The organism is Streptomyces sp. NPDC007991, from assembly GCF_042958445.1.
GTDB lineage: Bacteria > Actinomycetota > Actinomycetes > Streptomycetales > Streptomycetaceae > Streptomyces.
In genome coordinates, this window is the sequence record NZ_JBIBJD010000007.1 from 73,270 (window position 1) to 98,754 (window position 25,485).

The 25,485-nt window shown below is 67.2% G+C and carries 35 protein-coding genes; 34 read left to right on the top strand and 1 reads right to left on the bottom strand.

Annotation, left to right across the window (positions count from 1 at the left end; genetic code table 11):
* Window positions 1-198 precede the first annotated feature (198 nt).
* From ACFZDA_RS20965 to truA, 33 genes are all read left to right on the top strand, one after another.
* Window positions 199-4,776: a DUF6531 domain-containing protein gene (locus ACFZDA_RS20965; protein ID WP_391083481.1), complete on the top strand. Its 4,578-nt coding sequence runs from the start codon at window positions 199-201 to the stop codon at window positions 4,774-4,776.
* A 22-nt stretch (window positions 4,777-4,798) separates the two neighbouring features.
* Window positions 4,799-5,272, top strand: coding sequence for a hypothetical protein (locus ACFZDA_RS20970; RefSeq protein ID WP_391083483.1), 474 nt, complete (start codon window positions 4,799-4,801; stop codon window positions 5,270-5,272).
* A 500-nt stretch (window positions 5,273-5,772) separates the two neighbouring features.
* Window positions 5,773-6,081: a 30S ribosomal protein S10 gene (gene rpsJ, locus ACFZDA_RS20975; RefSeq protein ID WP_003948644.1), complete on the top strand. Its 309-nt coding sequence runs from the start codon at window positions 5,773-5,775 to the stop codon at window positions 6,079-6,081.
* Between the two features lie 17 nt (window positions 6,082-6,098).
* Window positions 6,099-6,743 (top strand): 50S ribosomal protein L3, encoded by a 645-nt coding sequence (rplC, locus tag ACFZDA_RS20980; protein ID WP_010036739.1) that lies wholly within the window; start codon window positions 6,099-6,101, stop codon window positions 6,741-6,743.
* A gap of 4 nt (window positions 6,744-6,747) precedes the next feature.
* Complete coding sequence (rplD, locus tag ACFZDA_RS20985; RefSeq protein ID WP_391083486.1) at window positions 6,748-7,404, top strand: 50S ribosomal protein L4; 657 nt, start codon at window positions 6,748-6,750, stop codon at window positions 7,402-7,404.
* Window positions 7,404-7,823, top strand: a complete 420-nt coding sequence (gene rplW, locus ACFZDA_RS20990; protein WP_338782539.1) for a 50S ribosomal protein L23 — start codon at window positions 7,404-7,406, stop codon at window positions 7,821-7,823. Before rplD ends, rplW begins: the two co-directional genes overlap by 1 nt.
* Window positions 7,824-7,861: 38 nt before the next feature.
* The gene (gene rplB / locus ACFZDA_RS20995) at window positions 7,862-8,698 is read left to right on the top strand and encodes a 50S ribosomal protein L2 (protein WP_086560683.1); all 837 of its coding nucleotides are present in this window, start codon (window positions 7,862-7,864) and stop codon (window positions 8,696-8,698) included.
* A gap of 12 nt (window positions 8,699-8,710) precedes the next feature.
* Window positions 8,711-8,992 carry a 30S ribosomal protein S19 gene (rpsS, locus tag ACFZDA_RS21000; RefSeq protein WP_007384069.1) on the top strand — a complete coding sequence of 94 codons (282 nt, stop codon included), beginning with the start codon at window positions 8,711-8,713 and terminating at the stop codon, window positions 8,990-8,992.
* 44 nt (window positions 8,993-9,036) lie between these two features.
* Window positions 9,037-9,384 (top strand): 50S ribosomal protein L22, encoded by a 348-nt coding sequence (rplV, locus tag ACFZDA_RS21005; protein WP_010036727.1) that lies wholly within the window; start codon window positions 9,037-9,039, stop codon window positions 9,382-9,384.
* Entirely contained in the window at window positions 9,384-10,208 is an 825-nt protein-coding gene (gene rpsC / locus ACFZDA_RS21010; RefSeq protein ID WP_010036723.1) for a 30S ribosomal protein S3, read from the top strand. Before rplV ends, rpsC begins: the two co-directional genes overlap by 1 nt.
* A gap of 5 nt (window positions 10,209-10,213) precedes the next feature.
* Complete coding sequence (gene rplP / locus ACFZDA_RS21015; RefSeq protein WP_004984526.1) at window positions 10,214-10,633, top strand: 50S ribosomal protein L16; 420 nt, start codon at window positions 10,214-10,216, stop codon at window positions 10,631-10,633.
* Window positions 10,633-10,857 carry a 50S ribosomal protein L29 gene (rpmC, locus tag ACFZDA_RS21020; protein ID WP_010036720.1) on the top strand — a complete coding sequence of 75 codons (225 nt, stop codon included), beginning with the start codon at window positions 10,633-10,635 and terminating at the stop codon, window positions 10,855-10,857. Before rplP ends, rpmC begins: the two co-directional genes overlap by 1 nt.
* A complete protein-coding gene (rpsQ, locus tag ACFZDA_RS21025; RefSeq protein WP_010036717.1) occupies window positions 10,857-11,144 on the top strand; it encodes a 30S ribosomal protein S17 in 288 nt (95 codons plus the stop codon). Before rpmC ends, rpsQ begins: the two co-directional genes overlap by 1 nt.
* A gap of 104 nt (window positions 11,145-11,248) precedes the next feature.
* Entirely contained in the window at window positions 11,249-11,617 is a 369-nt protein-coding gene (rplN, locus tag ACFZDA_RS21030) for a 50S ribosomal protein L14 (RefSeq protein WP_003998823.1), read from the top strand.
* Window positions 11,618-11,619: 2 nt separating this feature from the next.
* Window positions 11,620-11,943, top strand: a complete 324-nt coding sequence (gene rplX / locus ACFZDA_RS21035) for a 50S ribosomal protein L24 (RefSeq protein WP_010036713.1) — start codon at window positions 11,620-11,622, stop codon at window positions 11,941-11,943.
* Window positions 11,943-12,500, top strand: a complete 558-nt coding sequence (gene rplE / locus ACFZDA_RS21040) for a 50S ribosomal protein L5 (protein ID WP_010036711.1) — start codon at window positions 11,943-11,945, stop codon at window positions 12,498-12,500. The genes rplX and rplE overlap by 1 nt, the downstream gene beginning before the upstream one ends.
* Before the next feature lie 5 nt (window positions 12,501-12,505).
* Complete coding sequence (locus ACFZDA_RS21045; protein ID WP_003948630.1) at window positions 12,506-12,691, top strand: type Z 30S ribosomal protein S14; 186 nt, start codon at window positions 12,506-12,508, stop codon at window positions 12,689-12,691.
* A 213-nt stretch (window positions 12,692-12,904) separates the two neighbouring features.
* Window positions 12,905-13,303, top strand: coding sequence for a 30S ribosomal protein S8 (gene rpsH / locus ACFZDA_RS21050; RefSeq protein WP_003992367.1), 399 nt, complete (start codon window positions 12,905-12,907; stop codon window positions 13,301-13,303).
* A gap of 23 nt (window positions 13,304-13,326) precedes the next feature.
* A complete protein-coding gene (gene rplF / locus ACFZDA_RS21055) occupies window positions 13,327-13,866 on the top strand; it encodes a 50S ribosomal protein L6 (protein ID WP_010036705.1) in 540 nt (179 codons plus the stop codon).
* A gap of 3 nt (window positions 13,867-13,869) precedes the next feature.
* Entirely contained in the window at window positions 13,870-14,253 is a 384-nt protein-coding gene (gene rplR / locus ACFZDA_RS21060; protein ID WP_003992369.1) for a 50S ribosomal protein L18, read from the top strand.
* A gap of 41 nt (window positions 14,254-14,294) precedes the next feature.
* Window positions 14,295-14,903, top strand: coding sequence for a 30S ribosomal protein S5 (gene rpsE / locus ACFZDA_RS21065; RefSeq protein WP_030671799.1), 609 nt, complete (start codon window positions 14,295-14,297; stop codon window positions 14,901-14,903).
* Window positions 14,903-15,085: a 50S ribosomal protein L30 gene (gene rpmD / locus ACFZDA_RS21070; protein ID WP_005481207.1), complete on the top strand. Its 183-nt coding sequence runs from the start codon at window positions 14,903-14,905 to the stop codon at window positions 15,083-15,085. The genes rpsE and rpmD overlap by 1 nt, the downstream gene beginning before the upstream one ends.
* A 2-nt stretch (window positions 15,086-15,087) precedes the next feature.
* Complete coding sequence (rplO, locus tag ACFZDA_RS21075; protein ID WP_003998813.1) at window positions 15,088-15,543, top strand: 50S ribosomal protein L15; 456 nt, start codon at window positions 15,088-15,090, stop codon at window positions 15,541-15,543.
* A 235-nt stretch (window positions 15,544-15,778) separates the two neighbouring features.
* Window positions 15,779-17,092 (top strand): preprotein translocase subunit SecY, encoded by a 1,314-nt coding sequence (gene secY / locus ACFZDA_RS21080; protein ID WP_391083502.1) that lies wholly within the window; start codon window positions 15,779-15,781, stop codon window positions 17,090-17,092.
* The gene (locus tag ACFZDA_RS21085) at window positions 17,092-17,754 is read left to right on the top strand and encodes an adenylate kinase (protein WP_391083505.1); all 663 of its coding nucleotides are present in this window, start codon (window positions 17,092-17,094) and stop codon (window positions 17,752-17,754) included. The genes secY and ACFZDA_RS21085 overlap by 1 nt, the downstream gene beginning before the upstream one ends.
* Window positions 17,755-17,884: 130 nt before the next feature.
* Complete coding sequence (gene map, locus ACFZDA_RS21090; protein ID WP_391083508.1) at window positions 17,885-18,721, top strand: type I methionyl aminopeptidase; 837 nt, start codon at window positions 17,885-17,887, stop codon at window positions 18,719-18,721.
* 231 nt (window positions 18,722-18,952) lie between these two features.
* Window positions 18,953-19,174, top strand: a complete 222-nt coding sequence (gene infA, locus ACFZDA_RS21095) for a translation initiation factor IF-1 (protein ID WP_003948620.1) — start codon at window positions 18,953-18,955, stop codon at window positions 19,172-19,174.
* A 56-nt stretch (window positions 19,175-19,230) separates the two neighbouring features.
* Window positions 19,231-19,344, top strand: a complete 114-nt coding sequence (gene rpmJ / locus ACFZDA_RS21100) for a 50S ribosomal protein L36 (protein ID WP_003974245.1) — start codon at window positions 19,231-19,233, stop codon at window positions 19,342-19,344.
* A 186-nt stretch (window positions 19,345-19,530) separates the two neighbouring features.
* Window positions 19,531-19,911, top strand: a complete 381-nt coding sequence (gene rpsM, locus ACFZDA_RS21105) for a 30S ribosomal protein S13 (protein ID WP_010036675.1) — start codon at window positions 19,531-19,533, stop codon at window positions 19,909-19,911.
* A 64-nt stretch (window positions 19,912-19,975) separates the two neighbouring features.
* Window positions 19,976-20,380, top strand: coding sequence for a 30S ribosomal protein S11 (rpsK, locus tag ACFZDA_RS21110; protein ID WP_003956432.1), 405 nt, complete (start codon window positions 19,976-19,978; stop codon window positions 20,378-20,380).
* Window positions 20,381-20,529: 149 nt separating this feature from the next.
* Window positions 20,530-21,552: a DNA-directed RNA polymerase subunit alpha gene (locus ACFZDA_RS21115; RefSeq protein ID WP_003966937.1), complete on the top strand. Its 1,023-nt coding sequence runs from the start codon at window positions 20,530-20,532 to the stop codon at window positions 21,550-21,552.
* A 180-nt stretch (window positions 21,553-21,732) separates the two neighbouring features.
* Window positions 21,733-22,218 carry a 50S ribosomal protein L17 gene (gene rplQ, locus ACFZDA_RS21120; RefSeq protein ID WP_391083513.1) on the top strand — a complete coding sequence of 162 codons (486 nt, stop codon included), beginning with the start codon at window positions 21,733-21,735 and terminating at the stop codon, window positions 22,216-22,218.
* A 141-nt stretch (window positions 22,219-22,359) separates the two neighbouring features.
* A complete protein-coding gene (truA, locus tag ACFZDA_RS21125; RefSeq protein ID WP_391083516.1) occupies window positions 22,360-23,214 on the top strand; it encodes a tRNA pseudouridine(38-40) synthase TruA in 855 nt (284 codons plus the stop codon).
* Between the two features lie 17 nt (window positions 23,215-23,231).
* Here truA and ACFZDA_RS21130 read toward each other — a convergent pair whose 3' ends face one another.
* Window positions 23,232-24,047 carry a hypothetical protein gene (locus ACFZDA_RS21130; RefSeq protein ID WP_391083519.1) on the bottom strand — a complete coding sequence of 272 codons (816 nt, stop codon included), beginning with the start codon at window positions 24,045-24,047 and terminating at the stop codon, window positions 23,232-23,234.
* Between the two features lie 230 nt (window positions 24,048-24,277).
* Here ACFZDA_RS21130 and ACFZDA_RS21135 point away from each other — a divergent pair, with 230 nt between their 5' ends.
* Window positions 24,278-25,420, top strand: a complete 1,143-nt coding sequence (locus ACFZDA_RS21135) for a CapA family protein (protein ID WP_391084569.1) — start codon at window positions 24,278-24,280, stop codon at window positions 25,418-25,420.
* The last annotated feature ends 65 nt before the right edge of the window (window positions 25,421-25,485 follow it).

The following is a 25,485-nucleotide window of genomic DNA, read 5'->3' on the forward strand; positions in this document are numbered from 1 at the left end:
GAAGCTGACCAGCAGGATCCGGCCGACAGCTATGTGAAGCCCGGCTCCTGCTCGCTGCCGAAACCCGAACAGCGGGGGTGCGCGATCGTCGTCGGCTGTGGCCGGTCGATGCCGATCTTTTCGTCGAACGGTGTGCCCTGTAAGTTCACGTGTGCATACGGTTGTTGACGTTGGTGTGCGTGTGACGGGGGTTGCGGTATGGCGGGGCACAGGCCTGCGGACTGGCATGTCCTGGACTTGGACAAGGATCCGACGCCAGGTGATCCGCAGCGGGTGCGCACGCTTGCGAAGCAGTTGCATGACTTCGCCGACGATGTCTCCGAGGCTCTGCGTCTTGTCAAGGGGATGGCGGGGGAGGGGACGCTGCTTGAGTGGGCGGGCAAGTCGGCGGACGTCTTCAAGGAGGACTTCGCCGACGTTCCGAAGAACCTCAAGAAGCTGAAGAAGTCCTACGAGATGTGCGGGGACGCGCTGGCGGACTTCTGGCCGAAGCTGGAGCGGGCGCAGTCGCTGGCGGACAAGGCGCTGGTCAAGGGCCGTGAGGCTCGGGACAACCTCTCCTCGGCCCAGTCGCGGCTGACGTCGGCCGACTCGTGGGTGACGCGGGCCGGCAAGGAGGCGGACAAGTACAAGGACGACCCGACCGGCAGGAAGTCGGATGCGGACAAGCCGGACGAGGCGAAGGTCCGGGCGGCGACCCGGGATGTGCAGCACGCCAAGTCGGCCCAGTCCAAGGCCCAGTCGGATGTCTCCGACGCGCAGGATGCTCTCGCTGCGGCGAAGAAGATGGCCGAGGACGCGCGCAAGATGCGCGAGGAAGCCGCCCGCGAGGCGAAGTCGAAGATCGACGAGGCCTCCGACGCCGGCATTCAGAACCGGTCGTGGTGGGAGGACGTCGGCGACTGGTTCACGGACAACTGGGACACCATCGTGGCGGTCTGCAAGGTCGTCGTGACGGTGGTCGGGATCGTCGCGATGATCATCGGCGGCCCGATCCTGGGCGCGATCGTGCTGATCGCCGCCGCGGTCGTCCTCGCCGACACGCTCTATAAATACTCCAAGGGGCAGGCGTCCCTATGGGACGTCGGGTTCGCGGCGCTGGATTGCATACCCGGCATGAAGGGCCTGACCACGCTCGGCGGACTCGCCAAGGGCCTCAAGGTCTTCGGCAAGGGCGGCCTCAGGGCCATGGCCAAGGGGCTTGGGAAAGGCCTGCGGAGAGAGGCCGACAACGCGGCGGCGAAGGCCAAGCCGTCCAAGGGACGGTGCAAGAACGGCGATCCGATCGACATGGTCTCGGGCGAAATGCTCATGGAGGAGACCGACGTCGACCTGCCGGGGTTGCTCCCGCTGGTCATTCGCCGCACCCATCTGTCCACGTACCAGTGGGGGCGCTGCTTCGGACCATCCTGGGCTTCGACACTGGACGAGCGCCTGGAACTGGACGACGAAGGTGCTGTCTTCGCCACCGAGGACGGCATGCTCCTCTTCTACCCGGTGCCGCGACCGGGTGACTCGGTCATGCCGCTGGAGGGCCCACGGTGGCCGCTGGACTGGGACGGTGCGCCGGGCGCTCCCCTTCGCATCACCGACCCTGCCACAGGCATCACCCGCCATTTCGCGCCGCGAACGGAACCGGCCGCAGTAGACGAGACCTTCACCCTGCCACTGGTCGCGACAACTGACCACAACGGCTACCGCATCGACTTCGACCGCGCTGTCGACGGTACGCCTGTCGCGGTGCGAGACTCCGGCGGTCGGCACCTGCATGTCGACACTGCTGAGGGACGGGTCGTCGCGCTTCGTCTGCGCAACTCGGAGGACGGCCCGGAAGGCACGGTTCTCAGGCGCTTCGATTATGACCCCGAGGGCAACCTGACCGAGATCCATGACTTCAGCGGGCTGCCGCGGAAGCTGACGTATGACGATCGGGCCCGCATCACGTCGTGGACCGACCGCAACGGCTACTGGTACCGCTTCACCTTCGACGCTCTGGACCGCTGCATCCGCGGGGAAGGCGCCGATGGCAGCCTTTGCTGCACCATCGCGTATGACACCGAGGGCCGCGAGACGCGGTACACCGACGCGCTTGGCAACACGACGACGTACCTTCACAACGAGCTGGGACAACTCGTCGCCGAGACCGATCCGCTCGGTCACACCACGTATTCCGAATGGGACCGTTACGGACGGCTGCTGTCCCGTACCGACGAACTGGGCAACACGACCCGCTTCACCTTGGGCGAGCACGGCCAGCCGGTCCGTATGGACCGGCCGGACGGGACGAGTGTGCAGGTGGAGTACAGCGACGGCGTCCTGCCTGTCGCCGTCACGGAAGCTGACGGCGGGCGCTGGGAGCGCACGTACGACGGCCGGGGCAACCTGCTCACCAGCACCGATCCGCTGGGGGCGGTGAGTGCGTACACCTACGACGAACGCGGGCACCGGATCGCGCAAACCGACGCGCTCGGCAATACGTTTCGCTTCGAAACCGACGAGTCCGGACTGCCCGTCCGGGTCGTGGATCCGCGCGGCAGCGTCGTCACCGTGCGCCGGAACGCCTTCGGCCGCGTCGTGCGGACGGACGATCCGATCGGCGGCACCATCCGCCAGGGATGGGATCCGGAGGGCCGGCTCCTGTGGCGGGAGCGTGCCGACGGCGGCCGGGAGACCTGGTCGTACGACGCGGAGGGCAATCTCACCGCGCACTGCGACGCGGGGGGGTTCACCACCACGTTCGAGTATGGCGCGTTCGACCTGCCCAGTTCCCGGACCGACCCGGACGGCACCCGTTATCGCTTCGTTCATGACGCCGAGTTGCGGCTCGTCGGCGTCATCAACCCACGGGGCGACGAGTGGAGCTACCGCTACGACGCCGCGGGTCGCCTCATCGGCGAAACGGACTTCAACGGCCGCACGCTCGGCTACGTCCACGATGCCACCGGCCGTCAGATCGAGCGGACGAATGGCACCGGCCAGACGGTTTGCCTGACCCGTGACGCCGCCGGCCGGGTGGTGTCATCGCGCACGGACGACGGTGCGATCACGACACTGCGCTACGACGCGGCAGGCCGGATGATCGAGGCGGCGAACCCCGGCACCAGGGTGGCCTTTGGCTACGACGCGGTGGGCAGGGTCGTCGCGGAAACCGTCGACGGCCGGACTGTCGCCAGCGAGTACGATCCGCTGGGGCGACGGGTGCGGCGGACCACGCCGAGTGGCGCCACCTCACGCTGGGCATACGACTGCGCTGGACTGCCCACGTCGCTCGTCACCGCCGGCGGCGACCTGACCTTCACCCACGACGCGGCCGGCCGGGAGATCAGCCGAGGCCTCGCCGGTGCCGCCATGCTGACGCAGACCTGGGACGCCGGTCACCGCCTCGTCGAGCAGGTCATCTCGTCCGGGGGAGCGGGCGCCGAAGGACACGGTGGTGCGACTGTGCGGCAGGCCCGGTCCTACACCTATCGCCAAGACGGGCACGTCACCTCGATCACCGACCGGCTGGGCACGACCCGCAGCTTCGGCCTCGACCGCGCGGGCCGTGTCACCGAGGTGTCGGCCGAGACGTGGACCGAGACCTATGCCTACGACGAGCTCGGCAACCTCACCGCTGCCGCCCACCCCGCTCCTGGGGCACACGATGCGCAGGGTTCGGTGAAGCACTCCGGTACGAGGGTCACGGCGGCGGGCCGTGCCACCTATGAGCATGACGACCAGGGGCGCGTAGTCCGCATGGTCCGGCGCACACTGTCCGGCCTGAGGCGGATCTGGACGTACGTCTGGGATGCGGACGACCGGCTCACCGAGGTCGCCACCCCCGACAGCGGTGTGTGGCGGTACCGCTACGACGTGCTCGGTCGGCGCATGGCCAAGTGGCGCGTGGCCGACGACGATTCGGTCGCCGACGAGGTCCTCTTCACCTGGGACGGCGCCAACCTCGCGGAGCAGCAGACGCTCCGCGACGGTCTGGTGGAGACCGACACCTGGGACTGGGAGCCGGGCACCCACAGGGCAGCCGCCCAGATGCGGAGGAGCTGGCGCGTCGATGCGCCCGACGCGATCGACAGGCAGTTCTACGCCATCGTCACCGACCTGGCCGGTACCCCCAGTGAACTCGTCGGCGACGACGGCGTGATCACCTGGCGGGCGGCCACAAGTCTGTGGGGAAGGCCTCTGGCCGGCGGAGACGGCGGTCTGTGCCCTCTGGCCTTCCCGGGCCAGTACCGCGACGCCGAGACCGGCCTGCATTACAACCTGGCCCGCTACTACGACCCGGACACGGCGAGTTACCTCAGCCCCGACCCGCTCGGGCTGATCCCTGCCCCCAACCACCACGCGTATGTCGGCAACCCACTTCGGTGGAGCGACCCGCTCGGCCTTGAGGGCGACGAGCCGATCCGCATCTACGACGACTCGACATACGACAAGCATGGTTCGAGCAGCAGTTCGTCGGCCAAGGGAGAGATCGGTCGCGCTCCCACGGACGGCCAGGCCGCGCTGGACCGGTCCATCACGCGGGGCGACGGCAGCAACCCGGATGACTTCCGGCGTATCGGCGTGGACCACGTGAACAACGAGATCGTGGTCCTCGACCGGCACCACTACGAAACCGACAAGAACGGCAAGATCGTCAAGGAGATCTACCATGGCCACGTGCAGGCCTCGTACCCGTCGAGCGCTGTCAAGGAGAGCCACCTGACCAAGCTCGTCAGGGCCGGAATGATCAACAACAAGAAGAAGCAGAAGGTGCTTCCCCCTAAGTGCGACAACTGACAGGTGACGGGGACGGTTCGTTATGGCGTCCGACTTGGACTGGGAAAGCGGCGAAGGACTGTTGGGCATCGACGACCCGGCAGAGTGGGATGCCGCGTTCGAGCGTGGCGAAAAGCATCTCGGTACAGCGGCGATCGGTTTGGCCTTCAACTGTTCGCTGGAGGATGCGTCGCCTCGGATCGTCCAGGCGATGCAGCTACCGGATGCCGCTCAGCGCGGGTTCGCGTTCACCGCGGCGGGCACCGCGGCCCGGCTCAACGGCGCGTTGACGCCAGAGCTGTACGCCGCACTGCGGGCGGAGGGTCCCGGCCGCAAGAGCATCGCCGAGAACGCCATCGACGACACCCTCGACTACGTGCCGTTCCGGCAGCTTCCGATGTGGCTCAAATGGCGCAAGATCGTGTCAAAGGTGCAGGACAAGCTGGAGACCTGGCGGCTGGAGTCCGTCTATGCCGTCAGTGACGCCTGGCGGGCCCTGCGCGGTCGGCGTTCATGAACTGGGCGGTGGGGGAAGAAATGATCGGGGCGTCCCGAACAGGCAGGGCTGTGATCGACCCCGGTCTGGGGTTCGGGGTCGGTGGCGTTTGATTCCTGTCACCCCCGGGGTATTCTCTCCGGCTCGATTGGCGTCCGCCGTGCCCCGTATGGCAGACTGTCCGAGTTGCTCGGTCGAGTGTTGATGCTGCGCGCCTCCCGCCGGGGGGACCGGAAGCGAGTCCCACAGTACTCGTCGCCCTAACTGCCACACGGCAGCGCTGGGGCGGACGTACGGGAATCTTTCGGGAAGTGTCAGTGCGGCGCCGGCCAGGCACCCGGTGGGCTTTCGCCTCCGGCTCGCGGTACCGGAAGGGCCGTGTGCAATCCCGCAGGGATGTTCGAACAAGGGACATCTGTGTCAGCGGGAGCGCGACACGCCCGACCGCGTGGGTCGGAGAGGGAAGGGAAATGGAACACCGGGTTCCAGAGCGTTACGAGAGACAGGACTACTGAGTAGCCATGGCGGGACAGAAGATCCGCATCCGGCTCAAGGCCTACGACCACGAGGTCATCGACAGCTCGGCGAAGAAGATCGTCGAGACGGTGACGCGTACTGGTGCGTCGGTCGCGGGCCCGGTGCCGCTGCCCACTGAGAAGAACGTGTACTGCGTCATCAAGTCGCCGCACAAGTACAAGGACTCGCGCGAGCACTTCGAGATGCGCACGCACAAGCGCCTGATCGACATCCTCGACCCCACCCCCAAGACCGTTGACTCTCTGATGCGACTCGACCTCCCGGCCGGTGTCGACATCGAGATCAAGCTCTGAGGCCGGTGATCTGAGAGATGGCTAAGCAGATCAAGGGCATCCTGGGCGAGAAGCTCGGCATGACGCAGGTCTGGGACGCGAACAACCGCGTCGTCCCGGTCACCGTCGTCAAGGCCGGCCCCAACGTCGTCACCCAGGTCCGTACGAACGATGTCGACGGCTACGAGTCCGTCCAGATCGCTTTCGGCGAGATCGACCCGCGCAAGGTGAACAAGCCCCTCAAGGGCCACTTCGCCAAGGCCGACGTCACCCCCCGTCGCCACCTCGTCGAGATCCGCACCGCGGACGCCTCCGAGTACACGCTGGGCCAGGAGATCACCGCTGAGGTGTTCGAGGCCGGCGTGAAGGTCGACGTGACCGGCAAGAGCAAGGGCAAGGGCTTCGCCGGTGTCATGAAGCGCCACAACTTCCGTGGCCTCGGCGCCGGACACGGCACCCAGCGCAAGCACCGCTCTCCCGGTTCCATCGGTGGCTGCGCCACCCCGGGCCGTGTGTTCAAGGGCCTCCGCATGGCGGGTCGCATGGGCAACGAGCGGGTCACCACCCAGAACCTGACCGTCCACGCCGTTGACGCGGAGAAGGGTCTGCTGCTCATCAAGGGCGCGGTTCCCGGTCCGAACGGCGGCCTCGTCCTGGTCCGCACCGCGGCCAAGGGGGCCTGAGGTAATGAGCACTGTTGACATCCTTTCGCCGGCGGGCGACAAGGCCGGTTCCGTCGAGCTCCCCGCGGAGATCTTCGACGTCGAGAAGGTCAGCATTCCGCTGATCCACCAGGTCGTCGTCGCGCAGCTGGCCGCTGCCCGCCAGGGCACGCACAAGACCAAGACCCGTGGCGAGGTCCGCGGCGGTGGCAAGAAGCCGTACCGCCAGAAGGGCACCGGTCGCGCCCGTCAGGGTTCGACCCGCGCGCCGCAGTTCGCCGGTGGTGGCGTCGTGCACGGTCCCGTGCCGCGTGACTACTCGCAGCGGACGCCCAAGAAGATGAAGGCTGCCGCGCTGCGTCACGCCCTCACCGACCGGGCCCGCAACAACCGCATCCACGTCGTCTCCGGCGTGGTCGAGGGCGAGACCCCCTCCACGAAGGCCGCCAAGAGCCTGTTCGGCAAGATCAGCGAGCGCAAGAACCTGCTCCTGGTCGTCGACCGCTCCGACGAGGCCGCGTGGCTGTCCGCCCGCAACCTGCCCCAGGTCCACATCCTGGAGCCGGGCCAGCTGAACACGTACGACGTTCTCGTCTCGGACGACGTGGTCTTCACCAAGGCCGCTTTCGAGTCCTTCGTCGCCGGCCCGAAGGCCAACGACACCGAAGGGAGCGAGGTCTGATGGCCATCCGTCACCCCGCTATCGCCTCGAAGGCCGCGAAGAAGGCCAAGGAGGCCCGCGTCAAGAAGGCGCGTCGCCACGCCACCGAGGGCAAGAACACCGTCGAGACCCCGCTGAGCAAGTCCTTCACGGACCCCCGTGACGTGCTGCTCAAGCCGGTCGTCTCGGAGAAGAGCTACGCGCTCCTCGACGAGGGCAAGTACACGTTCATCGTCGACCCGAGCGCCAACAAGACCCAGATCAAGCAGGCCGTTCAGTCGGTCTTCTCGGTCAAGGTCACCGGGGTCAACACGATCAACCGCCAGGGCAAGCGCAAGCGGACCCGCACGGGCTTCGGCCAGCGCGCGTCCACCAAGCGCGCGATCGTGACCCTCGCCGAGGGCGACCGTATCGACATCTTCGGCGGTCCGACCGCGTAAGCGGTCAGGATCGTCCGGAATCGGACGAGGACTGAGAAATGGGTATCCGCAAGTACAAGCCGACGACTCCTGGCCGTCGTGGCGCCAGCGTCGCCGACTTCGTCGAGGTCACGCGGTCCACGCCGGAGAAGTCGTTGGTCCGCCCCCTGCACAGCAAGGGTGGCCGTAACAACTCCGGTCGTGTGACCGTCCGCCACCAGGGTGGTGGCCACAAGCGCGCCTACCGCGTGATCGACTTCCGTCGTCACGACAAGGACGGCGTGCCGGCGAAGGTCGCGCACATCGAGTACGACCCCAACCGCACCGCGCGCATCGCGCTGCTGCACTACGCGGACGGCGAGAAGCGCTACATCCTCGCGCCGCGTGGCCTGTCGCAGGGCGACCGCGTCGAGAACGGTCCCGGGGCCGACATCAAGCCGGGCAACAACCTGGCCCTGCGCAACATCCCGGTCGGTACCACGCTGCACGCCATCGAGCTGCGTCCGGGCGGCGGCGCGAAGTTCGCCCGCTCCGCCGGCGCCTCGGTGCAGCTGCTCGCGAAGGAGGGCTCGATGGCCCACCTGCGCATGCCGTCCGGTGAGATCCGCCTGGTCGACCAGCGCTGCCGCGCCACGGTCGGCGAGGTCGGCAACGCCGAGCAGAGCAACATCAACTGGGGCAAGGCCGGCCGCAAGCGCTGGCTGGGCGTCCGCCCGACCGTGCGTGGTGTGGTCATGAACCCGGTTGACCACCCGCACGGTGGTGGTGAGGGCCGTACCTCCGGTGGTCGCCACCCGGTGTCCCCGTGGGGCAAGAAGGAAGGCCGTACTCGTTCGCCCAAGAAGGCGTCGAACAAGTACATCGTCCGCCGCCGCAAGACGAACAAGAAGCGCTAGGAGCGGGTTTAGATGCCGCGCAGTCTCAAGAAGGGGCCCTTCGTCGACGACCACCTGATCAAGAAGGTGGACGCCCAGAACGAAGCGGGTTCCAAGAACGTCATCAAGACCTGGTCCCGTCGCTCGATGATCGTCCCGGCCATGCTGGGCCACACGATCGCGGTGCACAACGGCAAGACCCACATCCCGGTGTTTGTCACCGAGTCGATGGTCGGCCACAAGCTCGGCGAGTTCTCGCCGACGCGCACCTTCCGGGGTCACGTCAAGGACGACCGGAAGTCGAAGCGCCGCTAGCCAGCGGGGTGTGAATGATCATGACAGACACTGAAGGGACAACCATGGAAGCCAGGGCCCAGGCGCGGTACATCCGCGTCACGCCCATGAAGGCCCGCCGCGTGGTGGACCTCATCCGTGGCCTGAACGCCACGGAGGCTCAGGCGGTCCTGCGTTTCGCCCCGCAGGCCGCGAGCGTGCCGGTCGGCAAGGTGCTGGACAGCGCCATCGCCAACGCCGCGCACAACTACGACCACACCGATGTCGACAGCCTCTACATCTCCGAGGCCTACGTCGACGAGGGCCCGACCCTGAAGCGGTTCCGTCCGCGCGCCCAGGGCCGTGCCTACCGGATCCGCAAGCGGACCAGCCACATCACCGTGGTCGTCAGCAGCAAGGAAGGAACCCGGTAATGGGCCAGAAGGTAAACCCGCACGGGTTCCGGCTCGGCGTTACGACCGACTTCAAGTCGCGCTGGTACGCCGACAAGCTGTACAAGGACTACGTCAAGGAAGACGTCGCCATCCGTCGGATGATGACGTCCGGCATGGAGCGCGCCGGCATCTCCAAGGTCGAGATCGAGCGCACCCGTGACCGTGTGCGTGTGGACATCCACACCGCTCGTCCGGGCATCGTCATCGGCCGCCGCGGCGCCGAGGCCGACCGCATCCGCGGTGACCTCGAGAAGCTCACCGGCAAGCAGGTCCAGCTGAACATCCTCGAGGTCAAGAACCCCGAGACCGACGCCCAGCTGGTCGCCCAGGCCGTCGCCGAGCAGCTCTCCTCCCGCGTCTCCTTCCGTCGGGCCATGCGCAAGAGCATGCAGTCCGCCATGAAGGCCGGCGCCAAGGGCATCAAGATCCAGTGCGGTGGCCGCCTCGGTGGCGCCGAGATGTCCCGCTCGGAGTTCTACCGCGAGGGCCGTGTGCCCCTGCACACGCTCCGCGCGAACGTGGACTACGGCTTCTTCGAGGCCAAGACGACCTTCGGCCGCATCGGTGTGAAGGTCTGGATCTACAAGGGCGACGTCAAGAACATCGCCGAGGTCCGCGCCGAGAACGCCGCTGCCCGTGCGGGTAACCGCCCGGCGCGCGGCGGTGCCGACCGCCCGGCCCGTGGTGGCCGCGGTGGCGAGCGGCGCGGTCGCAAGCCGCAGCAGGCTGCCGGCGCCGAGGCCCCCAAGGCCGAGGCTCCCGCCGCCGCCGCTCCGGCTGAGAGCACCGGAACGGAGGCCTGACCGACATGCTGATCCCCCGTAGGGTCAAGCACCGCAAGCAGCACCACCCCAAGCGCAACGGCATGTCCAAGGGTGGCACGCAGGTTGCGTTCGGCGAGTACGGCATCCAGGCGCTGACCCCGGCCTATGTGACGAACCGCCAGATCGAGGCCGCTCGTATCGCCATGACGCGTCACATCAAGCGTGGTGGCAAGGTCTGGATCAACATCTACCCGGACCGCCCCCTCACCAAGAAGCCGGCCGAGACCCGCATGGGTTCCGGTAAGGGCTCGCCGGAGTGGTGGGTGGCCAACGTCAAGCCCGGACGCGTGATGTTCGAGCTGTCGTACCCCAACGAGAAGATCGCGCGCGAGGCCCTGACCCGTGCGGCTCACAAGCTGCCGATGAAGTGCAAGATCGTCAAGCGCGAGGCAGGTGAAGCGTGATGTCGGCCGGTACCAAGGCGTCCGAGCTGCGCGAGCTGGGCAACGAGGAGCTGCTCAACAAGCTCCGCGAGGCCAAGGAAGAGCTGTTCAACCTCCGCTTCCAGGCGGCGACGGGCCAGCTCGAGAACCACGGTCGGCTCAAGGCCGTCCGCAAGGACATCGCGCGGATCTACACCCTGATGCGTGAGCGCGAGCTGGGCATCGAGACGGTGGAGAGCGCCTGATGAGCGAGAGCAACGTGACTGAAGAGACCAAGACGGACCGCGGATTCCGCAAGACCCGTGAGGGTCTGGTCGTCAGCGACAAGATGGACAAGACCGTCGTCGTCGCCGTCGAGGACCGCGTCAAGCACGCGCTGTACGGCAAGGTCATCCGCCGTACGAACAAGCTCAAGGCGCACGACGAGCAGAACGCCGCCGGCGTCGGCGACCGGGTTCTCCTGATGGAGACCCGTCCGCTGTCGGCGACCAAGCGCTGGCGCGTCGTGGAAATCCTCGAGAAGGCCAAGTAATCCCGCCTAGGGGGACCCCCTAGGCATCGTTCCGCCAGGCTCGGGGAGAAGCGTGAGTCATTCACGCTTCTCCCCGGGAACCGGCAGACAACCAGGAGATAGACGTGATCCAGCAGGAGTCGCGACTGCGTGTCGCCGACAACACGGGTGCGAAGGAGATCCTCTGCATCCGTGTGCTCGGCGGCTCCGGTCGCCGCTACGCGGGTATCGGTGACGTCATCGTCGCCACCGTCAAGGACGCGATCCCCGGTGGCAACGTGAAGAAGGGTGACGTCGTCAAGGCGGTCATCGTTCGCACCGTCAAGGAGCGCCGCCGTCCGGACGGCTCGTACATCCGCTTCGACGAGAACGCCGCCGTCATTCTGAAGAACGACGGCGACCCCCGTGGCACCCGTATCTTCGGCCCCGTCGGCCGTGAGCTGCGCGAGAAGAAGTTCATGAAGATCATCTCCCTCGCGCCGGAGGTGCTGTGAGCATGAAGATCAAGAAGGGCGACCTGGTCCAGGTCATCACCGGTAAGGACAAGGGCAAGCAGGGCAAGGTCATCGCGGCCTTCCCCCGTGAGGACCGTGTCCTGGTCGAGGGTGTCAACCGGGTCAAGAAGCACACCAAGGCCGGTCCGACGGCTCGCGGTTCGCAGGCCGGCGGCATCGTCACCACCGAGGCGCCGATCCACGTCTCCAACGTCCAGCTGGTCGTGGAGAAGGACGGCAAGAAGGTCGTGACCCGCGTCGGTTACCGCTTCGACGACGAAGGCAACAAGATCCGCGTTGCCAAGCGGACGGGTGAGGACATCTGATGACGACCACCACCACTCCGCGCCTGAAGCAGAAGTACCGTGAGGAGATCACGGGCAAGCTGCGTGACGAGTTCAAGTACGAGAACGTCATGCAGATCCCCGGTCTCGTCAAGATCGTGGTCAACATGGGTGTGGGCGACGCCGCCCGCGACTCCAAGCTGATCGAGGGCGCCATCCGCGACCTCACCACGATCACCGGTCAGAAGCCGGCCGTCACCAAGGCCCGCAAGTCCATCGCGCAGTTCAAGCTGCGTGAGGGCCAGCCGATCGGTGCCCACGTCACGCTCCGTGGCGACCGCATGTGGGAGTTCCTGGACCGCACCCTGTCGCTCGCGCTGCCGCGCATCCGCGACTTCCGCGGCCTGTCCCCCAAGCAGTTCGACGGCCGTGGCAACTACACCTTCGGTCTCACGGAGCAGGTCATGTTCCACGAGATCGACCAGGACAAGATCGACCGCGTCCGGGGTATGGACATCACCGTGGTCACCACGGCGACCAACGACGCTGAGGGCCGCGCGCTCCTTCGTCACCTCGGCTTCCCCTTCAAGGAGGCGTGAGCGAGATGGCGAAGAAGGCTCTGATTGCCAAGGCTGCTCGCAAGCCCAAGTTCGGTGTGCGTGGCTACACCCGCTGCCAGCGCTGCGGCCGCCCGCACTCCGTGTACCGCAAGTTCGGCCTGTGCCGCGTGTGCCTTCGTGAGATGGCTCACCGTGGCGAGCTGCCGGGCGTGACCAAGAGCTCCTGGTAATCCCCCCAATCAGGGATTAGCAGGGCTCTCGGTAAGCATCTGGGGCGGCAGGACGTCCAGCTCACATGCCTTAGGCTTGTGGGGTTGGGCGTCTGCCGCCGCCCTTACGACTTACTACGCCGTAGGTCCACCGCGCCGCACCCGTCCCGTCTCGGATCGGGGAGAGGGATGGCGCACCAGGAAACCCCGGCGAGAGAGGCCGAAGGCCAATTCATGACCATGACTGATCCGATCGCAGACATGCTGACGCGTCTGCGGAACGCGAACTCGGCGTACCACGACTCCGTGGCGATGCCGCACTCGAAGATCAAGTCGCACATCGCGGAGATCCTCCAGCAGGAGGGCTTCATCACGGGCTGGAAGGTCGAGGACGCCGAGGTCGGCAAGAACCTCGTCCTGGAGCTGAAGTTCGGCCCCAACCGTGAGCGCTCCATCGCGGGCATCAAGCGGATCTCCAAGCCCGGTCTCCGGGTGTACGCGAAGTCCACCAACCTGCCGAAGGTGCTGGGCGGCCTGGGCGTGGCGATCATCTCCACGTCCCACGGTCTCCTGACCGACAAGCAGGCGCAGAAGAAGGGCGTGGGTGGGGAAGTCCTCGCCTACGTCTGGTAGTTCGGGAACGGAGGAGAGACACAATGTCGCGTATCGGCAAGCTCCCCATCCCGGTTCCCGCCGGCGTGGACGTCACCATCGACGGCCGTACGGTCGCGGTCAAGGGCCCCAAGGGCGAACTGACCCACACCGTCATCGCGCCGATCGACATCGCCAAGGCCGAGGACGGCACCCTTCAGGTGCTGCGGCCCAACGACGAGCGGCAGAGCAAGGCCCTGCACGGCCTGTCCCGCACGCTGGTGGCGAACATGATCACCGGTGTGACCCAGGGATACGTCAAGAAGCTCGAAATCAGCGGTGTCGGCTACCGCGTCGTGGCGAAGGGCTCCAACCTGGAGTTCTCCCTCGGCTACAGCCACCCGATCCTGGTCGAGGCCCCCGAGGGCATCACCTTCAAGGTGGAGTCCCCGACCCGTTTCTCGGTCGAGGGCATCGACAAGCAGAAGGTCGGCGAGGTTGCGGCCAACATCCGCAAGCTGCGCAGGCCCGACCCGTACAAGGCCAAGGGCGTCAAGTACGAGGGCGAAGTCATCCGCCGCAAGGTCGGAAAGGCGGGTAAGTAAGCCATGGCATACGGACAGAAGATCCTTAAGGGCGACGCCTACAAGCGCGCCGCGATCAAGCGCCGCCACATCCGGATCCGTAAGCACATCAACGGTACGGCGGAGCGTCCGCGTCTGGTCGTTACCCGCTCGAACCGCCACATCGTGGCCCAGGTGATCGACGACATCAAGGGTCACACCCTTGCGTCGGCGTCCACCCTGGACAGCTCGATCCGCGGTGGCGAGGGCGACAAGTCCGCGCAGGCCAAGCAGGTCGGCGCTCTGGTCGCCGAGCGCGCCAAGGCCGCCGGTGTCGAGGCCGTCGTGTTCGACCGTGGTGGTAACCAGTACGCGGGGCGCATCGCCGCTCTGGCGGACGCCGCCCGCGAAGCCGGCCTGAAGTTCTGAGCCGGTTCCGTAGCTAGCGGAAACAGAGAGAGGTAATTCCAATGGCTGGACCCCAGCGCCGCGGTGGCGGTGCCGGTGGCGGCGAGCGGCGGGACCGGAAGGGCCGTGACGGCGGCGCAGCTGCCGCCGAGAAGACCGCGTACGTTGAGCGCGTTGTCGCGATCAACCGCGTCGCCAAGGTTGTGAAGGGTGGTCGTCGCTTCAGCTTCACCGCGCTGGTCGTGGTGGGCGACGGTGACGGCACCGTGGGTGTCGGATACGGCAAGGCCAAGGAGGTGCCGGCCGCCATCGCCAAGGGCGTTGAGGAGGCCAAGAAGCACTTCTTCAAGGTCCCCCGCATCCAGGGCACCATCCCGCACCCGATCACGGGTGAGAAGGCTGCCGGCGTCGTGCTGCTCAAGCCCGCGTCCCCCGGTACCGGTGTTATCGCCGGTGGCCCGGTGCGTGCCGTGCTCGAGTGCGCCGGTATCCACGACGTGCTGTCGAAGTCGCTCGGCTCGTCGAACGCGATCAACATCGTGCACGCGACCGTGGAGGCCCTGAAGGGCCTGCAGCGTCCCGAGGAGATCGCGGCCCGCCGTGGTCTGCCGCTCGAGGACGTCGCTCCCGCGGCTCTGCTGCGTGCGCGTGCCGGGGCGGGTGCTGCGTAATGGCTCAGCTCAAGATCACGCAGACGAAGTCGTACATCGGCAGCAAGCAGAACCACCGTGACACCCTGCGCTCCCTTGGTCTCAAGGGCATCAACACGCAGGTCGTCAAGGAGGACCGCCCCGAGTTCCGCGGCATGGTGCACACCGTCCGCCACCTCGTGACGGTCGAGGAGGTCGACTGATCATGGCGGAGCAGAACCCGCTCAAGATCCACAACCTCCGTCCCGCCCCGGGCGCCAAGACCGCCAAGACCCGTGTGGGTCGTGGTGAGGCGTCGAAGGGTAAGACGGCCGGTCGTGGTACCAAGGGCACGAAGGCCCGTTACCAGGTTCCGGAGCGCTTCGAGGGTGGCCAGATGCCCCTCCACATGCGTCTCCCGAAGCTGAAGGGCTTCAAGAACCCGTTCAAGACCGAGTACCAGGTCGTGAACCTCGACAAGCTGGCCGCCCTCTACCCCGAGGGTGGCGAGGTCACCGTCGAGTCGCTGGTGGCCAAGGGCGCTGTTCGCAAGAACAGCCTCGTCAAGGTCCTCGGCCAGGGCGAGATCTCCGTGGCGCTGCAGGTGACGGTCGACGCCGTCTCCGGCTCCGCCAAGGAGAAGATCACCGCCGCCGGCGGTTCCGTCACCGAGCTCGTCTGAACACCACAGGCGTCTCGATGATCTGAGCGATCCCGACCGGGGATACCCCTACAAATGGGGTATCCCCGGTTGGTCGTTCCTAGGGCGGCAGTCTCGCCGGTAAGGTGGCCTGTACTGCCCACTTTCACAGGGTGCCGCACCTCGGGCACTCTGAGCGGCAGCTGCCCGTTACTTATTCGTCGAACCTCAAGACCGTCACCCTTGACGCAGTTGCGCGGGGGTCGCAGGAGGCACCGTGCTCACCGCGTTCGCCCGGGCGTTCAAGACGCCCGACCTGCGCAAGAAGCTGCTCTTCACGCTCGGCATCATCGTGGTCTACCGGGTCGGTACACATGTCCCGATCCCAGGAGTCGACTACCGGAACGTCCAGACCTGTATCGACGCCGCCCAGGCCAACCAGGGCCTGTTCGGTCTGGTCAACATGTTCAGCGGCGGCGCGCTGCTCCAGATCACGATCTTCGCGCTGGGCATCATGCCGTACATCACGGCGAGCATCATTCTGCAGCTGCTGACCGTGGTGATTCCGCGCCTGGAAGCCCTGAAGAAGGAGGGCCAGGCCGGTACGGCGAAGATCACGCAGTACACCCGTTACCTGACGGTGGCCCTCGCCATCCTTCAGGGCACCGGCCTCGTCGCCACCGCCCGCAGCGGCGCTCTGTTCCAGGGTTGCCCGGTGGCCAGCCAGATCGTCCCGGACCAGTCGATCTTCGTCACCATCACCATGGTCATCACCATGACCGCCGGTACGGCGTTCGTGATGTGGCTCGGCGAGCTCATCACCGACCGCGGCATCGGCAACGGCATGTCGATCCTGATGTTCATCTCGATCGCCGCCACCTTCCCGTCCGCCCTGTGGGCCATCAAGGAGCAGGGCTCCCTGGCCGACGGCTGGATCGAGTTCGGCACCGTCATCGCGGTCGGCCTCGTCATGGTCGGCCTGGTGGTCTTCGTCGAGCAGGCCCAGCGCCGCATCCCGGTTCAGTACGCCAAGCGCATGATCGGCCGCCGTTCCTACGGCGGTACGTCCACGTACATCCCGCTGAAGGTGAACCAGGCGGGTGTGATTCCCGTCATCTTCGCCTCGTCGCTGCTCTACATCCCGGCGCTGATCGCCCAGTTCGCCGGAGGCACCTCGGGCTGGAAGACCTGGATCGAGCAACACTTCGTCAAGGGCGACCACCCGTATTACATCGCTTCGTACTTCCTGCTGATCGTTTTCTTCGCGTTCTTCTACGTCGCGATCTCCTTCAACCCCGAGGAAGTCGCCGACAACATGAAGAAGTATGGTGGCTTCATCCCGGGCATCCGGGCTGGCCGACCGACCGCTGAGTACCTGAGCTACGTGCTCAACCGGATCACCTGGCCGGGTTCGCTGTACCTGGGTCTGATCGCTCTCGTGCCGACGGTGGCGTTGGTTGGTTTCGGGGCAAACCAGAACTTCCCGTTCGGCGGTACCAGCATCTTGATCATCGTGGGTGTCGGTCTCGAGACGGTGAAGCAGATCGAGAGCCAGCTCCAGCAGCGCAATTACGAAGGGTTCCTCCGCTGATGCGTATCGTCCTCGTCGGGCCGCCGGGTGCCGGTAAGGGAACGCAGGCCGCGTTCCTGGCCAAGAACCTGTCGATCCCGCACATCTCCACGGGCGACCTGTTCCGGGCCAACATCAGCCAGCAGACGGAACTCGGCAAACTGGCGAAGTCCTACATGGACGCGGGCAATCTCGTGCCCGACGAGGTCACCATCGCGATGGCGAAGGACCGCATGGAACAGCCGGACGCCGAGAACGGCTTCCTGCTGGACGGCTTCCCGCGCAACGTCTCGCAGGCCGAGGCGCTCGACGAGCTGCTCGAGACCGAGAGCATGCAACTCGACGCGGTGCTGGACCTGGAGGTCCCCGAGGACGAGGTGGTCAAGCGGATCGCCGGCCGCCGCATCTGCCGCAACGACTCCTCGCACGTCTTCCACGTGACGTACAAGCAGCCGGCCGAGCAAGGCGTCTGCGACGTCTGCGGCGGCGAGCTGTACCAGCGGGACGACGACTCCGAGGAGACGGTGCGGACGCGCCTGGAGGTCTACCACACGCAGACCGAGCCGATCATCGACTACTACAAGGCCCAGGGCCTGGTGGTCACGATCTCCGCGCTCGGCAAGGTGGAGGACGTCACGACGCGCGCCATGGAGGCGCTCAAGCGTGGCGAGGACGGCAAGTAGTCGTTCGTGCGCAGCTACGGCCGCGGTTCCCCTCGGGGGCCGCGGCTGCTGTGTGGGCGGGGCCGTCGCCCGGCCCCGTATCGTTGAAGGCGTTCACCGTCGCCGTAGGTCCAGAAAGGCCGTAGCCCCCATGGTGCAGATCAAGACCCCCGAGCAGATCGCCAAGATGCGTGAGGCGGGGCTGGTCGTCGCCGCCATTCACGCGGCGACCCGCGAAGCCGCCGTGCCGGGGGCCACGACGAAGGATCTGGACCAGGTCGCCCGCAAGGTGCTCGCCGAGCACAACGCCAAGCCGAACTTCCTCGGCTACGGCGGCTTCCCGGCGACGATCTGCACGTCCGTGAACGAGGTCGTCGTCCACGGCATCCCGTCCGACGAGGTCGTCCTCAAGGACGGGGACGTGATCTCCATCGACTGCGGCGCGATCATCGACGGCTGGCACGGCGACGCCGCGTACACGGCCTTCGTGGGCTCCGGTCACGCCCCGGAGCTGATCGAGCTCTCCCGGGTGACCGAGGAGTCGATGTGGGCCGGCATCGCCGCCATGAAGCAGGGCAACCGGCTGGTCGACGTCTCCCGGGCGATCGAGACGTACATCCGCCGCCAGCCCAAGCCCGGTGGCGGCCGGTACGGGATCATCGAGGACTACGGCGGCCACGGCATCGGCACGGAGATGCACATGGACCCGCATCTGCTGAACTACGTCGACCGCCGGCGTGGCAAGGGACCGAAGCTGGTGCCGGGCTTCTGCCTCGCGATCGAGCCCATGGTCTCGCTCGGCACGCCGAAGACCGAGGTCCTCCAGGACGACTGGACGGTCGTCACGACGGACGGTACGTGGTCGTCCCACTGGGAGCACTCGGTGGCGCTGACGGAGGAGGGGCCGTTGGTGCTCACGTCTCCCGACGGGGGTAAGGCGAAGCTCGCCGAGCTCGGGATCGTCGCTGCGCCGGATCCGTTGGGCTGAGCGCCTTCCGGGGTGGGCGGATCCGCCGGCGGCCGCGGGTTCGTTGTGGCTTGTCGCGCAGTTCCCCGCGCCCCTTTGGGGTGCGCTTAAGGATCTCCCCGCTGGGGCAGGATCTCTCGATTCGTGTTTCCGAGAGCCCTGTCGTAGACTGACTCGTCGGCTCTTGTGCATCCGCATGTCTGCATGCGCTCGCACTGAGTCGATCAAGGTAGTCGATTCGAAGGGCGAAGCGTGGCCAAGAAGCAAGGTGCCATCGAGATCGAGGGCACTGTCGTCGAGTCTCTTCCGAACGCCATGTTCAAGGTCGAGCTCCAGAACGGCCACCAGGTCCTGGCACACATCAGCGGCAAGATGCGTATGCACTACATCCGCATCCTCCCTGACGACCGGGTCGTGGTGGAGCTGTCTCCGTACGACCTGACGCGTGGCCGGATCGTCTACCGCTACAAGTAGATCTTGCCCGCGCCCCGGCTTCCGGGGTGGTGGCACTGACCCGGAGAACCTCACCCATGAAGGTCAAGCCGAGCGTCAAGAAGATCTGCGACAAGTGCAGGGTGATCCGCCGTCACGGCCGGGTCATGGTCATCTGCGACAACCCGCGCCACAAGCAGCGCCAGGGCTGACGCACGACCGATCCCTCTGCCTCATCGCAGGGATTCGCGCGACGCAAGCTGAATATGTTCATACGCAGGACCCGGACCTCGTGGTCCGACACCCCCGGTCGGAGGCCGGGGACCCAGTTCGTACCTCGCACGGCGGCTGGGAGTCGGTTCTGTGGAAGACCTCCGTCAAGCAACTGGAGCCATTGAATGGCACGCGTTTCCGGTGTTGACATCCCGCGCGACAAGCGCGTGGAGATCGCCCTCACCTACGTGTTCGGCATCGGCCGGACCCTCTCGCAGCAGACGCTGGCCGCCACCGGCGTCGACCCGAACACCCGCGTTCGCGACCTCTCCGAGGAGCAGCTCGTCGCGATCCGCGAGTACGTCGACAACAACATCAAGACCGAGGGTGACCTCCGTCGCGAGATCCAGGCCGACATCCGCCGCAAGGTGGAGATCGGTACCTACCAGGGTCTGCGCCACCGCCGCGGTCTGCCCGTCCGCGGTCAGCGCACCAGCACCAACGCCCGCACCCGCAAGGGCCCGCGTCGCGCCATCGCCGGCAAGAAGAAGCCGGGCAAGAAGTAGTCCTCAGCGGACGCTCGTCAGCGGTCTTCGCTGCAGGACCGACCACCTCCCGTAGGAGTTATAGATGCCCCCCAAGGGTCGTCAGGGCGCTGCCAAGAAGGTGCGCCGCAAGGAAAAGAAGAACGTCGCTCACGGCCACGCGCACATCAAGAGCACGTTCAACAACACGATCGTCTCGATCACGGACCCGTCCGGCAACGTGATCTCCTGGGCCTCCGCCGGCCACGTCGGCTTCAAGGGCTCCCGGAAGTCCACGCCGTTCGCCGCGCAGATGGCCGCCGAGTCGGCTGCCCGCCGCGCCCAGGAGCACGGCATGCGCAAGGTCGACGTGTTCGTCAAGGGCCCGGGTTCCGGTCGTGAGACCGCCATCCGTTCGCTTCAGGCGACCGGTCTCGAGGTCGGCTCCATCCAGGACGTCACCCCGACCCCGCACAACGGTTGCCGTCCGCCGAAGCGCCGCCGCGTCTGACGCGACGCCTTCGGGTCTCGGTTTTCGGGCGGTACGGCTCCTTCGGGCCGTATCGCCCGTACCCTTGCAGTACCCGTCCCTTTTCGTCGGGGACGGTCGAGTCGGGCGTCATATAGCGGGCGCCCCCGACTGAAGGATCTGATCCACACATGCTGATCGCTCAGCGTCCCTCGTTGACCGAAGAGGTCGTCGACGAGTTCCGCTCCCGGTTCGTGATCGAGCCGCTGGAGCCGGGCTTCGGTTACACCCTCGGCAACTCCCTCCGCCGGACCCTGCTGTCCTCGATCCCGGGTGCGGCGGTCACGTCCATCCGCATCGACGGTGTCCTGCACGAGTTCACCACCGTGCCGGGCGTCAAGGAGGACGTCACCGACCTGATCCTCAACATCAAGCAGCTGGTCGTCTCCTCGGAGCACGACGAGCCGGTCGTGATGTACCTGCGCAAGCAGGGCCCGGGTCTGGTCACCGCCGCCGACATCGCGCCGCCGGCCGGTGTCGAGGTGCACAACCCCGACCTCGTCCTCGCCACGCTCAACGGCAAGGGCAAGCTGGAGATGGAGCTGACGGTCGAGCGCGGCCGCGGCTATGTCTCCGCCGTGCAGAACAAGCAGGTCGGCCAGGAGATCGGCCGGATCCCGGTCGACTCGATCTACTCGCCGGTGCTCAAGGTCACGTACAAGGTCGAGGCCACGCGTGTCGAGCAGCGGACCGACTTCGACAAGCTGATCGTCGACGTCGAGACCAAGCAGGCCATGCGTCCGCGTGACGCCATGGCGTCGGCCGGCAAGACCCTGGTCGAGCTGTTCGGTCTGGCCCGCGAGCTCAACATCGACGCCGAGGGCATCGACATGGGCCCGTCCCCGACGGACGCCGCGCTCGCCGCCGATCTCGCCCTGCCGATCGAGGAGCTGGAGCTCACCGTTCGGTCGTACAACTGCCTCAAGCGTGAGGGCATCCACTCCGTGGGTGAGCTCGTGGCGCGTTCCGAGGCGGACCTGCTGGACATCCGCAACTTCGGTGCGAAGTCCATTGACGAGGTCAAGGCGAAGCTGGCCGGCATGGGCCTGGCCCTCAAGGACAGCCCGCCCGGATTCGACCCGACCGCCGCCGCCGACGCGTTCGGTGCGGACGACGACGCGGACGCCGGGTTCGTCGAGACCGAGCAGTACTGACAGCTCGGAACCGGCCGCCGGTTCTTGGGTGCGGGTGCGCTGTGGCTTGTCGCGCAGTTCCCCGCGCCCCTTCCGGACGGGCCCCTGCGGGCCGCGTCCGGATCTCCGACGGGCAACCGCTCGCTCGGATACTGACCCCGGTACCTGATACGGCCGGGGCAGACACCTAGGAGAAACACCATGCCGAAGCCCACCAAGGGTGCCCGTATGGGCGGCAGCGCCGCGCACGAGAAGCTGATGCTCGCGAACCTCGCGAAGTCGCTGTTCGAGCACGGCCGCATCACCACCACCGAGGCGAAGGCGCGCAAGCTGCGCCCGTACGCCGAGCGTCTGGTCACCAAGGCGAAGAAGGGCGACCTTCACAACCGCCGTCAGGTGCTCCAGGTCATCACGGACAAGGGCATCGTCCACACGCTCTTCACCGAGATCGGCCCGCGCTACGAGAACCGTCCGGGTGGCTACACCCGCATCACCAAGATCGGTAACCGCCGTGGCGACAACGCGCCCATGGCCGTCATCGAGCTGGTCGAGGCGCTGACGGTGGCGCAGGAGGCGACCGGCGAGGCCGAGGCCGCGACCAAGCGTGCCGCGAAGGATGCCGAGGCTGCCGAGGCTCAGGTCGATGTGACCAAGGCCGAGGACGCTGAGGAGTCCAAGGACGCCTGAGCGTCTGCCGGGGGCTGTTCGTCGGCGGCTGCGGGTTTGTTCGTGGCTGGTCGCGCAGTTCCCCGCGCCCCTTAAGGGCGTTGGCGGGTCCGTTCCTTTTCAAGGGGCGGGCCCGCTTTTGTGTTCTGAGAGGATCTGCGTGTGAGTGATGAAGTGGCGCCCGGGTTTGTTCGTGTGCGGCTCGATCTGTCGTATGACGGGAGTGAGTTCTCCGGGTGGGCCAAGCAGGCCGGGGGGCGGCGGACCGTGCAGGGGGAGATCGAGGACGCGCTGCGGACCGTGACGCGGTCGGGGCAGACGTACGAGCTGACCGTGGCGGGGCGTACCGATGCCGGGGTGCACGCCCGGGGGCAGGTGGCGCATGTCGATCTGCCGCGTGAGGTCTGGGCCGAGCACCACCAGAAGCTGCTGAAGCGGCTCGCCGGGCGGCTGCCCAGGGACGTACGGGTGTGGGCCCTCAGGGAGGCGCCCAGTGGCTTCAACGCGCGGTTCTCGGCGGTCTGGAGGCGGTACGCGTACCGGGTCACCGACAATCCCGGGGGCGTCGATCCGCTGCTGCGCAACCATGTGCTGTGGCACGACTGGCCCCTGGACGTCGACGCCATGAACGAGGCCGCGCGGCGGCTGCTCGGGGAGCACGACTTCGCCGCCTACTGCAAGAAGCGGGAAGGGGCCACCACCATCCGTACGCTCCAGGAGCTGAGCCTGGACAAGGGCGGCGACGGCATCGTCACCGCGACCGTACGGGCCGACGCCTTCTGCCACAACATGGTGCGCTCGCTCATCGGGGCGCTGCTGTTCGTGGGAGACGGGCACCGGCCGCCGGACTGGCCCGCGAAGGTGCTCGCGGCCGGCGTACGGGACTCCGCGGTGCACGTCGTACGGCCGCACGGGCTGACGCTGGAGGAGGTCGGCTACCCGGCCGACGAGTTGCTGGCCGCGCGCAGCAAGGAGGCGCGGAACAAGCGGTCGTTGCCTTCGGCGGGGTGCTGCTGACCGGCTTGCGGCGTTCCTCACCGGCGGGCGGAGTTCCAGGTCGTCAGCAGACCTGACAGGGCCCTGGCGGCGGCGTCGGCGTCGTTGCCGTCGCCGCGTGCCTTGGGGGAGAGCTCCACGTGGAGGAACCTGGCGTGGTGGCGCTCCGCGGCCTTGCCCTGGACGTTCGTGGTGCCTTCCAGGGGGCAGCGAGCCGACCACGCCCGGCAGACCCGCAGCCCGTCGGCCTGCATGCCGTCGGCCAGGGCGGCGGCCTCGGTGAAGGTGCTCCGGGCGGCTCCCGTGGAGAGGACCGCCTCGTAGGGGCGCTCCGAGTCCTTGGCGAAGCCGTGCAGTTGGACGCCCGGGACGTCGCGTTTCTGGAACTCCACGACGATGGCGTGGAAGAGGCTGTCCTCCCGGTGGGCGACGTCGGCGGCGTCGCCCCGGCCCGCCTCGCGGTGCGCGCCGGCCACGACCAGCGAGCCGCCGGGGCTGTCCTGAAGGAGCCGCACGCCGAGGCGTTCGGTGTCCTGGTCGGAGACCGGGTGCGGCACCTGGGCGTTCCAGCGGACGTCGGAGTCGGCGGTCAGGTAGAGGCGCCCCCAGCGTTCGGCCCGGCCCGGGCGGGCGGCGGCGACCTCGTCGTACCTGCGGCCGGACTCGGTGTCGGTGAGGCGGGTGAGCTTGAGACCGAGAGGGGCGAGCAGTCGTTCGGCCTTCGTGGTGTCGCCGTCCAGGAGGTGGCCGACGCTCGCGGCGACGCGCTCGCGCTGGGTGTCGTCCGGCGGGGTGTACGCGGCGTCGGGCTCCAGGCCGGCCGTGTAGGCGAGGATCCTGCCGCGGACGTCCACCAGCTCCCGGGCGTGCGGAATGGAGTCGTCCGTTGACCGGTCTGTTGCCGATTGGCAGCCGAACAAGGCGAGGACGAGTCCGATTTGGACCAGAATACGAGTCAAATGAGACTGTCTTGTGATGGCAACGTCCGTGGTGCATGTGTGCTTCATGTGAATATGATGCGGTGACACTTCGCAATCCTTTCCGGATAGCCCGGGCGGCAACCGCTTTCGCGGCCACCGTCGCCGTGGCGACCGCGTGCACTTCCGCGGCTTCCGCACCGCAGGTGAAGCCGGGCGGCCGCTCCTTCACCGTCGCCGCCGCCGGTGACGTGCTGATCCACCCCGAGCTGGTCGACCAGGCCGCCAAGGATGCCAAGAAGACCGGCGAGGGAGAGGCCGGGCTTGACTTCGGGCCGCTGCTCGCCGGGATCAAGCCGGTCATCAGCAAGGCCGATCTGGCCATCTGCCATCTGGAGACGCCCGTCGGGAAGCCGCGGGGCCCCTTCGAGGGGTACCCGGAGTTCCTCGTCCCGCCGCAGGTCCTGACGACGCTCAAGGATGTCGGCTACGACACCTGCTCGACGGCCTCCAACCACACCTACGACCACGGCCTGGGGGCCGTCAGGCGCACCCTCAACGCCATGGACAAGGCCGGCCTCGGTCACACCGGCTCGGCTCGCACGCCCGAGGAAGCGGAGCGGATCAACATCCGTGACGTGAACGGCGTCAAGGTCGCCCACCTCTCGTTCTCCTGGATGTCGTTCCTGAACCCGACGCCGGAGAAGGAGAAGTGGGCGTTCAACCAGATCGACACGGACGCGATCAAGGACGCCGAGGCCCGGGCCCGCGAGCAAGGCGCCGAGGTGGTCATCCTCTCGGTCCACTGGGGGCTCGAGCACTACAACGAACCGAGCGTCCCCCAGCTGCAGTTGGCGGAGAGGCTCACCACGGAGACCGGGGTCGACCTGGTCATCGGGCACCACGCCCACGTCGTGCAGCCGATCCAGAAGGTGAACGGCACCTGGATCGCCTACAGCCTGGGCAACCAGGTCGCCCGTCACTCCTCGCCCACCGGGCTCACCGAGGAGGGCGCGATCGGCTGGTTCGAGTTCCGCGAGACGACCGACGGCTGGGACGTCTCCGCCCGCTACGCCACGACGCTGGTGGACATCCCGCCCGAGGTGGAGGCCGGTGAGAAACCGCCCGCCGGCGCGGTCGAGGACCATCGGGTGGTCGACGTGCGGCGGGTGCTCGACGCGCCGGGCGACATCTCCGAGGAGCGGCTCGCCCGCTACCGGCTGGCGGCCGACCGCACCCGTGGCTTCCTGTACAACCGCGGGGCGCCGGGCGGCGACGGCCTGAAGGAGCTCACGCTGGAGCGTGATTAGCGCCACAGCGCTCAGGGGGACGAGCGGCACAACCTCGGCCCTTCCCGACAGTCTTGTATACGGCG

What these genes read in the sequence shown, in the direction of transcription:
- ACFZDA_RS20965 (WP_391083481.1), top strand. Translation starts at nt 199, where the DNA reads ATGGCGGGGCACAGGCCTGCGGACTGGCATGTCCTGGACTTGGACAAG.
- ACFZDA_RS20970 (WP_391083483.1), top strand. Translation starts at nt 4,799, where the DNA reads ATGGCGTCCGACTTGGACTGGGAAAGCGGCGAAGGACTGTTGGGCATC.
- rpsJ (WP_003948644.1), top strand. Translation starts at nt 5,773, where the DNA reads ATGGCGGGACAGAAGATCCGCATCCGGCTCAAGGCCTACGACCACGAG.
- rplC (WP_010036739.1), top strand. Translation starts at nt 6,099, where the DNA reads ATGGCTAAGCAGATCAAGGGCATCCTGGGCGAGAAGCTCGGCATGACG.
- rplD (WP_391083486.1), top strand. Translation starts at nt 6,748, where the DNA reads ATGAGCACTGTTGACATCCTTTCGCCGGCGGGCGACAAGGCCGGTTCC.
- rplW (WP_338782539.1), top strand. Translation starts at nt 7,404, where the DNA reads ATGGCCATCCGTCACCCCGCTATCGCCTCGAAGGCCGCGAAGAAGGCC.
- rplB (WP_086560683.1), top strand. Translation starts at nt 7,862, where the DNA reads ATGGGTATCCGCAAGTACAAGCCGACGACTCCTGGCCGTCGTGGCGCC.
- rpsS (WP_007384069.1), top strand. Translation starts at nt 8,711, where the DNA reads ATGCCGCGCAGTCTCAAGAAGGGGCCCTTCGTCGACGACCACCTGATC.
- rplV (WP_010036727.1), top strand. Translation starts at nt 9,037, where the DNA reads ATGGAAGCCAGGGCCCAGGCGCGGTACATCCGCGTCACGCCCATGAAG.
- rpsC (WP_010036723.1), top strand. Translation starts at nt 9,384, where the DNA reads ATGGGCCAGAAGGTAAACCCGCACGGGTTCCGGCTCGGCGTTACGACC.
- rplP (WP_004984526.1), top strand. Translation starts at nt 10,214, where the DNA reads ATGCTGATCCCCCGTAGGGTCAAGCACCGCAAGCAGCACCACCCCAAG.
- rpmC (WP_010036720.1), top strand. Translation starts at nt 10,633, where the DNA reads ATGTCGGCCGGTACCAAGGCGTCCGAGCTGCGCGAGCTGGGCAACGAG.
- rpsQ (WP_010036717.1), top strand. Translation starts at nt 10,857, where the DNA reads ATGAGCGAGAGCAACGTGACTGAAGAGACCAAGACGGACCGCGGATTC.
- rplX (WP_010036713.1), top strand. Translation starts at nt 11,620, where the DNA reads ATGAAGATCAAGAAGGGCGACCTGGTCCAGGTCATCACCGGTAAGGAC.
- rplE (WP_010036711.1), top strand. Translation starts at nt 11,943, where the DNA reads ATGACGACCACCACCACTCCGCGCCTGAAGCAGAAGTACCGTGAGGAG.
- ACFZDA_RS21045 (WP_003948630.1), top strand. Translation starts at nt 12,506, where the DNA reads ATGGCGAAGAAGGCTCTGATTGCCAAGGCTGCTCGCAAGCCCAAGTTC.
- rpsH (WP_003992367.1), top strand. Translation starts at nt 12,905, where the DNA reads ATGACCATGACTGATCCGATCGCAGACATGCTGACGCGTCTGCGGAAC.
- rplF (WP_010036705.1), top strand. Translation starts at nt 13,327, where the DNA reads ATGTCGCGTATCGGCAAGCTCCCCATCCCGGTTCCCGCCGGCGTGGAC.
- rplR (WP_003992369.1), top strand. Translation starts at nt 13,870, where the DNA reads ATGGCATACGGACAGAAGATCCTTAAGGGCGACGCCTACAAGCGCGCC.
- rpsE (WP_030671799.1), top strand. Translation starts at nt 14,295, where the DNA reads ATGGCTGGACCCCAGCGCCGCGGTGGCGGTGCCGGTGGCGGCGAGCGG.
- rpmD (WP_005481207.1), top strand. Translation starts at nt 14,903, where the DNA reads ATGGCTCAGCTCAAGATCACGCAGACGAAGTCGTACATCGGCAGCAAG.
- rplO (WP_003998813.1), top strand. Translation starts at nt 15,088, where the DNA reads ATGGCGGAGCAGAACCCGCTCAAGATCCACAACCTCCGTCCCGCCCCG.
- ACFZDA_RS21085 (WP_391083505.1), top strand. Translation starts at nt 17,092, where the DNA reads ATGCGTATCGTCCTCGTCGGGCCGCCGGGTGCCGGTAAGGGAACGCAG.
- map (WP_391083508.1), top strand. Translation starts at nt 17,885, where the DNA reads ATGGTGCAGATCAAGACCCCCGAGCAGATCGCCAAGATGCGTGAGGCG.
- rpmJ (WP_003974245.1), top strand. Translation starts at nt 19,231, where the DNA reads ATGAAGGTCAAGCCGAGCGTCAAGAAGATCTGCGACAAGTGCAGGGTG.
- rpsM (WP_010036675.1), top strand. Translation starts at nt 19,531, where the DNA reads ATGGCACGCGTTTCCGGTGTTGACATCCCGCGCGACAAGCGCGTGGAG.
- rpsK (WP_003956432.1), top strand. Translation starts at nt 19,976, where the DNA reads ATGCCCCCCAAGGGTCGTCAGGGCGCTGCCAAGAAGGTGCGCCGCAAG.
- ACFZDA_RS21115 (WP_003966937.1), top strand. Translation starts at nt 20,530, where the DNA reads ATGCTGATCGCTCAGCGTCCCTCGTTGACCGAAGAGGTCGTCGACGAG.
- rplQ (WP_391083513.1), top strand. Translation starts at nt 21,733, where the DNA reads ATGCCGAAGCCCACCAAGGGTGCCCGTATGGGCGGCAGCGCCGCGCAC.